General features: G+C 76.1%; 11 protein-coding genes and 1 riboswitch. Of the genes, 5 read left to right on the plus strand and 6 right to left on the minus strand.

What is annotated here, in order from left to right:
* The 4 genes from ACRYR8_RS19990 to ACRYR8_RS20005 form a co-directional block, all read right to left on the minus strand.
* The coding region (locus ACRYR8_RS19990; RefSeq protein WP_432486189.1) for a sugar phosphate isomerase/epimerase family protein at window positions 1-936 on the minus strand (936 nt) is incomplete at its 3' end.
* Window positions 937-971: 35 nt separating this feature from the next.
* Window positions 972-1,748, minus strand: a complete 777-nt coding sequence (locus tag ACRYR8_RS19995) for an SDR family NAD(P)-dependent oxidoreductase (protein ID WP_432485461.1) — start codon at window positions 1,746-1,748, stop codon at window positions 972-974.
* Window positions 1,749-1,808: 60 nt separating this feature from the next.
* The gene (locus tag ACRYR8_RS20000; RefSeq protein WP_432485460.1) at window positions 1,809-3,158 is read right to left on the minus strand and encodes an MFS transporter; all 1,350 of its coding nucleotides are present in this window, start codon (window positions 3,156-3,158) and stop codon (window positions 1,809-1,811) included.
* A gap of 129 nt (window positions 3,159-3,287) precedes the next feature.
* The gene (locus ACRYR8_RS20005) at window positions 3,288-3,989 is read right to left on the minus strand and encodes a GntR family transcriptional regulator (protein WP_432485459.1); all 702 of its coding nucleotides are present in this window, start codon (window positions 3,987-3,989) and stop codon (window positions 3,288-3,290) included.
* Window positions 3,990-4,089: 100 nt separating this feature from the next.
* Here ACRYR8_RS20005 and ACRYR8_RS20010 point away from each other — a divergent pair, with 100 nt between their 5' ends.
* Entirely contained in the window at window positions 4,090-4,404 is a 315-nt protein-coding gene (locus tag ACRYR8_RS20010) for a DMT family transporter (protein ID WP_432485458.1), read from the plus strand.
* A 101-nt stretch (window positions 4,405-4,505) separates the two neighbouring features.
* The gene (locus ACRYR8_RS20015) at window positions 4,506-5,474 is read left to right on the plus strand and encodes an NAD-dependent epimerase/dehydratase family protein (protein ID WP_432485465.1); all 969 of its coding nucleotides are present in this window, start codon (window positions 4,506-4,508) and stop codon (window positions 5,472-5,474) included.
* Window positions 5,475-5,534: 60 nt separating this feature from the next.
* Here the strand turns inward: ACRYR8_RS20015 and ACRYR8_RS20020 are convergent, their stop codons facing one another.
* Complete coding sequence (locus ACRYR8_RS20020; protein ID WP_432485457.1) at window positions 5,535-5,828, minus strand: DUF4235 domain-containing protein; 294 nt, start codon at window positions 5,826-5,828, stop codon at window positions 5,535-5,537.
* A gap of 15 nt (window positions 5,829-5,843) precedes the next feature.
* Window positions 5,844-5,984: a hypothetical protein gene (locus ACRYR8_RS20025; RefSeq protein ID WP_432485456.1), complete on the minus strand. Its 141-nt coding sequence runs from the start codon at window positions 5,982-5,984 to the stop codon at window positions 5,844-5,846.
* A 52-nt stretch (window positions 5,985-6,036) separates the two neighbouring features.
* A riboswitch (TPP riboswitch) is annotated at window positions 6,037-6,141 on the plus strand.
* A 49-nt stretch (window positions 6,142-6,190) separates the two neighbouring features.
* Here ACRYR8_RS20025 and ACRYR8_RS20030 point away from each other — a divergent pair.
* From ACRYR8_RS20030 to ACRYR8_RS20040, 3 genes are all read left to right on the plus strand, one after another.
* The gene (locus ACRYR8_RS20030; RefSeq protein ID WP_432485455.1) at window positions 6,191-6,805 is read left to right on the plus strand and encodes an ECF transporter S component; all 615 of its coding nucleotides are present in this window, start codon (window positions 6,191-6,193) and stop codon (window positions 6,803-6,805) included.
* Window positions 6,798-8,339, plus strand: coding sequence for an ATP-binding cassette domain-containing protein (locus ACRYR8_RS20035; protein WP_432485454.1), 1,542 nt, complete (start codon window positions 6,798-6,800; stop codon window positions 8,337-8,339). The genes ACRYR8_RS20030 and ACRYR8_RS20035 overlap by 8 nt, the downstream gene beginning before the upstream one ends.
* 110 nt (window positions 8,340-8,449) lie before the next feature.
* Complete coding sequence (locus ACRYR8_RS20040) at window positions 8,450-9,214, plus strand: energy-coupling factor transporter transmembrane component T family protein (RefSeq protein ID WP_432485453.1); 765 nt, start codon at window positions 8,450-8,452, stop codon at window positions 9,212-9,214.
* The last annotated feature ends 106 nt before the right edge of the window (window positions 9,215-9,320 follow it).

The raw sequence follows: 9,320 nt of genomic DNA on the forward strand, positions 1-9,320 counted from the left end.
CCCCCCCCCCCCCCCCCCCCCCCCCCCCCCCCCCCCCCCCCCCCCCCCCCCCCCCCCCCCCCCCCCCCCCCCCCCCCCCCCCCCCCCCCCCCCCACCGCGACCTCGCCCAGCAGGGCCGCGACCTCGTCGAAGGACCGCTGGGCGTCGGCCTCGCGCTCGTGCTCGTCGACGTCGTGCGTCTCCAGCTCCAGCACGTACGTGCCGGTGAAGCCCCCGGCCTCCAGGGCGCCGAGCACGCCGCGGAAGTCCACCTGCCCGCGCCCGATGCCGAGGTTGAGGTCGCCGGGCACGGCGTCGCGCAGGTGCACGCGCTCGACCCGCCGGGCGTGCTTCCGCGCCCAGGCCACGACGTCGTCGCCGGAGGCGACGACGTGCGAGGTGTCCAGCAGCAGCCCGATCTCCTCCGGCCCCAGGGCGGCCAGGACGCGGTCGGCGCGCACCACGTCGTGGACCCAGCGGCGGTGGTGCAGCACCTCCACCAGCAGGCGCACGCCCCGCTCCCCGCACAGCCGCGAGATCGCGCGCAGGTTCGCGACGCAGCGGGACAGGTCCGTCTCCTCGTCGACGTACGCCTCCCAGGACGGCCCGCCGCACGGCACGACGAGCGCCGCACCGGTCGCCGCCGCCAGCTCGACGAGCGGGCGGACCGTCGCCGCCAGCGCCTCGGCGTCGAGCGCCGGGTCGTTGAGCGGGCCGACGTCGGAGTTCACGGCGCCCGCGGTCAGGCCGTGCGCCGCGAGCGCGGCCACGTACTCCCGCGGGTCGCCGGTGAAGGGCACCGGCACGTGGTCCGTCACGGCGGGGATGGCGCCCAGGTCCACCTCCACGGCGCCGATCCGCTCGATGAGGGTCAGGGCCTCCTCGAGCGGCCGGAACCGGAAGCTGATCGTGGAGATGCCGACGCGTCGAGCCGTCGCCAGGGGTGTCACGCTCACGGGTGCTCCTTCCGAGACCGTCCGGGTCCGGACGCTCAGGCGATGTACGAACCGCCGTTGATGTTCTGGGTGGTCCCGGTGATGTAGGAGGCGTCCTCGCTGGAGAGGAACACGACCAGGGCGGCCAGGTCGTCGGGCGTGCCCTGGCGGCCCATCGGCACCGCGGCGGCCAGGCGCGCCTCGTTCTCCTCGTCGGTGGCGCCGGCGCGGATGTCGGTGTCCACCACGCCCGGGCTGAGGGCGTTGACGGTGATGCCGTGGGGGGCCACCTCGCGGGCCAGGGAGCGCGTCAGGCCGAGCACGCCGGCCTTCGCCGCCGAGTACGGCGTCTTGGAGAACACGCCGCCGCCCTGCTGCGCGGAGACCGAGGACATGTTCACGATCCGGCCGTAGCCGTGCTCGATCATCTGCGGCAGGAACGCCTGGCAGGCGAGGAAGGTGCCGGTGAGGTTGATGCCCACCACGCGGTGCCACTCCTCCAGGTCCACCTCCAGGAACGGGGTGGGGGAGGCGACACCGGCGATGTTGGCGAGGGCGCCCACGGGCGGCAGCTCGGAGGCGGCCAGGACCTCCACGCAGCGGGCCAGGGACTCCTGGTCGGTCACGTCCGCGGCCAGCCCCAGCACGGGGGTCTTGAACTCGCTGGCGATCTTGTCCGCGGCGGCCTCGGCGCCGGGGCCGTCGACGTCGAGGAGGGCCACGGCCCACCCCTCGGCGGCGAACCTGCGGGCGGTGGCGAAACCGATGCCGCGGGGGGACGCGGCGCCCGTGACGACGGCGGTGCGCTGGCCGACTCCGGTCTGGTAGCTCATGTCGGGGTCCTTCACTGGGTGCGGGAGTTCGAGGGGGTCGGTGCGGGAGCGGTGGGCTCGTCAGACCGCGGCGGTCGTGGAGGCGCTCGGTGAGGTGGTGGCGGCAGCGGTGGCGCGCTCGACCTCGGCGCGGCGTGCCGGGCCGTTGGTCTCCGGCGTCGCGAGCGTCGCGACGAGACCGATGAGGCCGAAGAGGATGAACAGGCCCGCGGGGCCCGCCCAGCCGAACGCCTCGTAGGCCGCGACGGCCGCGAAGGCGGTGAAGCCGGATACCACGGCCGCGAGCTGGTACGCCAGCGAGGCGCCCGAGGAGCGGGTCGCGGTGCTGAACAGCTCGGCGAACCACGCGCCCTGCGTGCCGGCCAGGGAGTTCTGGCACACCGCGAAGGCGATGACGAAGACGGCGATGATGAGCCCCAGGTCCCCGGTGTTGAGCATGAGGAACATCGGGACGCCGAACAGGAGCATCAGCGTCGTGCCGAACGCGTACACGGGCTTGCGGCCGATGCGGTCGGTGAGCCGGCCCCACAGCAGCGTGGCGGGGAAACCGATCAGCGCTGCGACGACGATCGCCAGGATGGTGTCGGGACGCTCGGCCAGGCCCTGGTCGTGGACGTAGGAGGTGACGTAGGAGATGGAGACCGCGTAGCCGGCGGTCTCGGCGATGCGCAGGCCGAAGGCGCGCAGCAGGTTGCGCCAGTCCTGACGGACCACCTCGGCGAGCGGGTTCTTCACCAGTTCGCCCTGCTCCTTGGCGTCCTCGAAGTCCGGGGACTCCTCGACCTTCAGGCGGATGTACATGCCCGCGCCGATGAGGATCGAGCTGAGCAGGAACGGCACGCGCCAGGCCCAGTCGCCCGGCAGGCTCGCGCTGGCGAGGAAGGCGAGGTTGGCGAGCAGCAGGCCCAGGGGGAAGCCGGCCTGCGGGATGGCCGTGTAGGCGCCCTTGCTCCGCCACGGGGCGTGCTCGTACGTCATGAGGATCGCGCCGCCCCACTCGGCGCCGAAGGCCAGGCCCTGGATGATCCGGACGGTGACGAGCAGGATCGGGGCGAGGATCCCGGCGGTCTCGTAGGTGGGCAGGGCCCCGATGAGCACCGTCGACAGGCCCATGACGAGCAGCGAGGCGATGAGCACCGGCCGGCGGCCGATCTTGTCGCCGAGGTAGCCGCCGATGATGCCGCCCAGCGGGCGGGCGGCGAACCCGACGCCCAGCGTGCCGAAGGAGTACAGCAGCGCCGTCGTGGGGTCGCTGTCCGGGAAGAACGCGTCGCCGAGGTACAGCGCCGCGGCCGTTCCGAAGCCGATGAAGTCGTAGTTCTCGACCGTGGTGCCCACGGCGCTGCCGACGGCCACCCTCTTCTTGTGCTCGGTCCCGAGGACTCGACCGTTCGCTGTCGTCACTGCCATCTCCTTCGACGGGGACCAGTCCCGCACTGGACTGTCATCGGTCCTACTGTTGACAGTAGAACGCGGAGACTTTCCCACATCGTGGGAGGCGCTTGTCAAGGCCCCGGGCGAGTCGCCACGGTCCCGCGGTCAGCCGGCGGTGGGCTCCACGCTGCGGCGCATCCGCTGCTCGATCCGCGCCGCGGCCTCCCGCATGTGGGTGCGCAGGAACTCCCGGCCGCCGGCGGCGTCGCCGGCCTCCAGGTGGTCGGCGATCGGCGCGTGGCGCTGGTACGCCATGTTGTGCAGCGCGGTCTGCGGCCCCGCCGCCGTGATCGCTGCGCGGGCCAGGCCGCTGATCGAGCGCCAGCTGTGCAGCAGCGTGGTGTTCCCGCTCAGCTCGCAGATGCGCTCGTGGAAGGCCAGGTCCGCGTCCAGCTGGGCGGTGACGTCGCCCTCCGCCTCCCGCAGGTTCTCCAGCTCCTCGCGCACCCGCGCCACGACGGAGGTGCGGTCCTCGCGCGCGCAGATCAGTTCCAGCGCCAGGCTCTCCAGCGCGTGCCGGACGGTGAAGATCTCCTCGACCTCGCGCTCGGTGACCACGCGCACCGAGAGGCGGCCGCGAGCGTCCGACGTCAGCAGGCCCTCCTGCTGCAGCTGACGCAGAGCCTCGCGCAGGGTCCCGCGGCTGACGCCGAGCGCCTCGCTGAGCTCCACCTCCGCGAGGTGCGTGCCCGGGGTGAGCTCGCCCGAGCTGATCGCCTCGCGCAGCCGGGCGTGGATGAGCTCGCGCCGCGTCTGCAGCTCGATGGACCCCAGCGCGTGCAGCGACGACTTGGCTCCGGGGGTCACCGGCTCAGGGTATCCGGGGCGACGTGCCGCCCCCGCCCGTCCGGAGCGGTCGCCGGGTCCGGTAGACGTGGGGACCTCGCCCCGCGTCCAGGAGGTCTGCGTGCACTGGATCGTCCTCGTGCTCTCCGGTGCCCTCGAGGCGGTGTGGGCCACGGCCCTGGACCGCTCGGAGGGCTTCACGAAGCTGTGGCCCACCGTCGTGTTCGCCGTCTCGGTCGTCGCCAGCATGGCCGGGCTGGCGTACGCGATGCGCGAGCTGCCCGTGGGGACGTCCTACGCGGTGTGGGTCGGGATCGGCGCCGTCCTGACGGTGGCGTACGCCATGCTCACCGGCGCCGAGAGCTTCTCCGCGCTCAAGGTGCTGTTCCTCGCCGGGATCGTCGGCTGCGTCATCGGGCTCAAGGTCGTGCACTGAGCGCTCCAGGCCTATCCTCGGCTCGCCACCGGTCACCGAGGGCGGCGTACGACGACGGTGTCGAGGACGGGAGTGGGCGCGTGGCGCTGAAGGTGCTGTTCATGGGGGGCACGGGGATCATCAGTTCCGCGTGCGCGGCGCTGGCGGTGGAGCGCGGGGTGGACCTGACGGTCCTCAACCGCGGGGGCACGGCGTCCAAGCGCCCCCTGCCCGCGGGCGTGCGGCAGGTGACCGCTGACGTCCGGGACGTCTCCGCCGTGCGGGAGGCGCTGCGCGGCAGCGAGTTCGACGTGGCCGTGGACTTCCTGGCGTTCACGCCCGAGCACGTCGCCGCCGACGTGGAGACGTTCCGCGGGCGCGTGGGGCAGTACTGGTTCGTCTCCAGCGCCTCCGCCTACCGGAAACCCGTGGGCCACCTGCCGATCACCGAGTCCACCCCGCTGGCGAACCCGTTCTGGCAGTACTCCCGCGACAAGATCGCCTGCGAGGAGCTCCTCGCGCGGGCCTACCGCGAGGAGGGGTTCCCCGCTGCGGTGGTGCGTCCCAGCCACACCTACGACCGCACCTCGCCGCCCGTGGACGGCGGCTGGACCGTGGTGGAGCGCATGCGCCGCGGCGCGCCCGTCGTCGTGCACGGCGACGGCACCTCCCTGTGGGTGCTGACCCACCACACCGACTTCGCGAAGGGGTTCGTGCCGCTGCTGGGCGAACCGGCCCTCACCGGTGACGCCGTCCACATCACCTCCGACGAGGCGGTCACGTGGGACGCCGTGCACCGCGCCCTGGCCCGCGCCGCCGGAGCGGACGAGCCGGTCCTCGTGCACGTGCCCTCCGACGCCATCGCCCGCGACGACCCCTCGCGCGGGCCCAGCCTGCTGGGCGACAAGGCGCACTCGGTCCTCTTCGACAACACCAAGCTCAAGCGCCTGGTGCCGGGTTTCGCGGCGACCACGAGCTTCGCCGCCGGCGCGCGCGAGATCGTCGAGCACCACGACGACCACCCCGAGCTGCGCCGCACCGACCCCGACGCCGACGCCCGTCACGACCGGCTCGCCGCCCGCTGGGGCTGAACCGCCCCGCGACCGGGCGCGAGCGCACCCGGTCGCGGGGAGCGCCCGGCCGGCCGCGCGTCAGGAGGTGCGGACGTCCTGGCCGCGCTGCAGGCCGGGGGGCTGCTCACCGGTGGCCTTGCGGTACCAGACCGCCGCCTGGCGCTCCACGAGCAGCCGGCTCAGGCCGATGATGGCGCCGGAGGCCAGCGCCCACGCCACGGCCTCCTTCCACGCCACGTCCGGGTCCTCCGGGTTGGCCGGTGGCGGCGACTTCGTGACGCTCACCCAGATCTTCTTCGTGAGGCGGTTGGCGACGGCACCCGCCGCGACGGCGGCGCCGGGGCCGACGAGCTTCCAGACGATGGGACTCATGGCGTGCACCCTGCCCTACAGCAGGTCCAGGAACCACCGCAGCACCGGCGCCAGCGCCGTGGCGGTCGCGCCCACCAGGGCCACGACGAGCACGACGGTGACCAGGCGCACCCCCCGGGAAGGGCCGCCGTCCGGTCCACGCAGGTGTCGCAGCACACCCCCATCCTGCTCGCCCACCGCGGGGGCGGGGGAGCGGGGTAGGGTTGGCGCCGAACGACAGGGGAGCGCCGCAGGGCGCTGAGAGTGCGGGCAGCCGCAGACCCTCGAACCTGACCCGGTTAGCACCGGCGTAGGGAGTCGGGCGATCCTCGACCCGTGGCCACCGTGGCCGCGGGTCCCCCTCCTGCACCCAGGAGGCCACCGTGAGCACCACCCTCGGCAAGAGCACCGGACGCCGCCCCGCCGGCCGCTGGCGCACCGTCGACCTCGTCACCAGCGCCGTCCTCGGCGTCGCCTTCGGCGTCGTCTTCTGGGGCTGGCACTTCGCCTACAGCGCCCTCGACCCGTTGTTCGCCCTGTTCCCGCCCGTCGCGGGCCTCGTCAGCGGCGTGTGGCTGCTGCCCGCCGTCGTCGGGGCCCTGGTGGTGCGCCGGCCCGGCGCCGCGCTGCTGACCGAGCTGGTCGCCGCCAGCGTCGAGGCGCTGCTGGGCACGCAGTGGAGCGCCGGCGTGCTCGTCTCCGGCGCCGTGCAGGGCCTGGGCGTGGAGATCGCGGTGGCGCTGTTCCTGTGGCGGCGCTGGACGCTCGCCGTCGCGGTCCTGGCCGGTGCCGTGGCCGCCGCCGCCGAGTCCGTCTACGAGTGGTCCGCCTACTGGGCGGCGTGGAGCTGGGACTGGAAGCTCGTCTACGCGGGCTTCTTCGTCGTCTCCGGCGTGCTCGTGGCGGGTCTGGGCGGCTGGGCCCTGGTGCGGGCCCTGGCGCGTTCCGGCGCCCTGTCCGCGTTCGCCGCGGGCCACGAGCACCGCACCCGTGGCTGAGGCGGCCGGCGCGGCACCGGCCGCCCTGCGGGTGCGGGGGCTGAGCGTCACCCCGCCCGGCGCCGCGCGACCCGTCCTGGACGGGGTCGACCTGGACGTCCCCGCCGGCCAGCGCGTCCTGCTCGCCGGGCCCAGCGGCGCGGGAAAGTCCACCCTGCTGCGCGCCCTGGCGGGCGTGCTGGAGGAGGGGCCCGGCGGGGAGCCCGTCGCCACCGGCGAGGTCCTCGTCGCCGGTGAGCCCACCCGTCCCGGCGCCGCCGGCCTGCTGCTGCAGGACCCGCAGGACGCGGTCGTGGCCGCCACCGCCGGGCGCGACACCGCCTTCGGGCCGGAGAACCTCGCGCTGCCCCGCGAGCAGGTGTGGGAGCGGGTGGCCCGGGCCCACGCCGCCGCCCGCTTCACCGCCGGGCGCGGGCGGGAGGTGGCGACCCTGTCCGGCGGCGAGCGCCAGCGCTTGGCGCTGGCCGGCGTCCTGGCGCTGCAGCCCGGCGTCCTGCTGCTGGACGAGCCCACGTCGATGCTCGACGCCCCCACCGCCGAGGCCGTGCGCGCGGCGGTGCTCCGGGCCGCCGCGGGGCGCACCCTCGTCGTCGTCGACCACGACCTGGCCGGGTGGGCCGGGCACGTGGACCGGGTCGTCCTGCTGGGCCGCGACGGCCGCGTCGCCGCCGACGGCCCGCCCGGGCGGGTCCTCGTCCCGGGAGCGGGCGAGGGGGAGCTGTGGCTGCCCGGTGCGCCGGAGCCCGAGCCCGCCGCCGTGCCCGCGGGACTGCTCGCCCCGCGGCTGCCGGTGACCGGCGACGTGCTGCGCGGTGCGGGGCTGGGGCTGGTGCGCCGCCGCCGCGGGCTGCGGCCCCCCGCCCCCGCCACCGTCCTGACCGGTGTGGACGTGGACGTGCCCGCGGGGCGGGTGACCCCGCTCGTGGGGGTCAGCGGGTCCGGCAAGTCCTCCCTGCTGGGCGTGCTCGCCGGGCTCACCCGCCCCACCGCCGGGGAGCTGCGCGCCTGCGGCGCCCTGGCGGGCGGGGTGCGCCCGCAACCGTGGCGGTGGCGCTCGCGGGAGCTGGCCGCGCGCACCGGGTGGGTGCCGCAGACGCCCGAGCACGCCTTCGTGCGCACCACCGCGCGCGCCGAGGCCGCCGCCACGGCGACGGCCCTGGGCCTGCCCGCCGCGCACGCCGACGCCCTGCTGGAGCTGCTGGGCCTGGCGCACCGCGCCCGGGTGGACCCGTTCCGCCTCTCCGGCGGGGAGCAGCGCCGCCTGGCCCTGGTGGGGGCGCTGGCGGCCTCCCCGGCGGTGCTGCTGGCCGACGAGCCGAGCGTCGGGCAGGACCGGCGCACCTGGTCGGTGGTGGCGGGGCTGTTGCGCGCGGCGGCCCGCGACGGCGCCGCGGTCGTCGTCAGCAGCCACGACGAGCGCCTCGTGCGGGTCGTGGACCCGGGCGGCGACGGGGCGGTGCGCCTGCACGCCGGCCGGCGCGTCGCCGCCGCCGTGCCCGCCGCCGTGCCCGCCGCCGCGGGGAGGGCGTCGTGAGCGCCGACCCCGCCGTGCGCGCGACCGCGCCCGCCGTCGCCCACGCCGATGTCCACACCCCTGTCCACAACTGTGGGCAGTGCCGTGGGGACAACCCTGTGGGTGGTCCTGTGGGAGCTGTGGAGAACGGGCCACCGCCCACCCCCGCCGAGCTGCGCAGCGCCGGGCCGGGTCCGCTCGTGCGGCACTGCGGGCCGCTGCCGCTGCTCGCGGTGTCGCTGCTGGCGGTGCCCGCCTCGTTCGCCGCGACGACCTGGGTGGCCGGTGCGGCGGGCCTGGCCGCTCAGCTGCTGTGCCTGCCGCTGGTGGTGGAGCGCTGGCGGGCGCTGCCGCGCCGGTTGCTGCCGGGGGCGGTGGGGGCGCTGTCGGTCGGCTGGTCGGCGTGGCTGCTGGGCGAACCCGGTCAGGGGGACCCGCTGCAGGCCGCGCTCACCGCCGCGCTGCGCCTGGCGGTGCTCGTCCTGCCCGGGGCGCTGCTGCTGGCGCACCTGGACCCCAGCGAGGCCGGTGACCACCTCGCGCAGCGGCTGCGGCTGCCCGGCCGCGTGGTGGTCGCGGTGGTCGCCGCGCTGGGGCAGCTGTCCACCCTCGCCGACGCGTGGGACCAGCTCGCCGCGGCCCGTCGCGCCCGGGGGCTGGGGCCCGGGCGCGGACCGCTGTCGCGGGGCCGCTGGCTGGCCTCGGCCGCCTTCGGGCTGCTCGTGGACGCCGTCCGGCGTGCCGGGCGGGTGTCGGTGGCGATGGATGCGCGCGGTGCCGCGGGCGAGGGGCGGCGCAGCTGGGCGCTGCCGGCGCCGTGGCGGCGAGCGGACACGGTGTGCGTGCTCGTGGGGGCGGCGGTCCTGGCCGTCCCGCTCGTGGTGTCGGCGGTCTGAGGACGGGGGGGGGGGGGGGGGGGGGGGGCGGGCGCCCCCCGGCCGCCCCCCCCCCGGCGCGGCGCCCCACCCCCCCGCTCCGCGCGCCCCCCCCCGCGGGGGGGCG

The organism is Kineococcus esterisolvens (assembly GCF_050871405.1).
Taxonomy (GTDB): Bacteria; Actinomycetota; Actinomycetes; order Actinomycetales; family Kineococcaceae; genus Kineococcus.

Excerpts from the sequence above, each read along its gene's own strand:
- ACRYR8_RS20000 (WP_432485460.1), bottom strand. The coding sequence starts at position 3,158 with ATGGCAGTGACGACAGCGAACGGTCGAGTCCTCGGGACCGAGCACAAG.
- ACRYR8_RS20015 (WP_432485465.1), top strand. The coding sequence starts at position 4,506 with ATGGGGGGCACGGGGATCATCAGTTCCGCGTGCGCGGCGCTGGCGGTG.
- ACRYR8_RS20020 (WP_432485457.1), bottom strand. The coding sequence starts at position 5,828 with ATGAGTCCCATCGTCTGGAAGCTCGTCGGCCCCGGCGCCGCCGTCGCG.
- ACRYR8_RS19995 (WP_432485461.1), bottom strand. The coding sequence starts at position 1,748 with ATGAGCTACCAGACCGGAGTCGGCCAGCGCACCGCCGTCGTCACGGGC.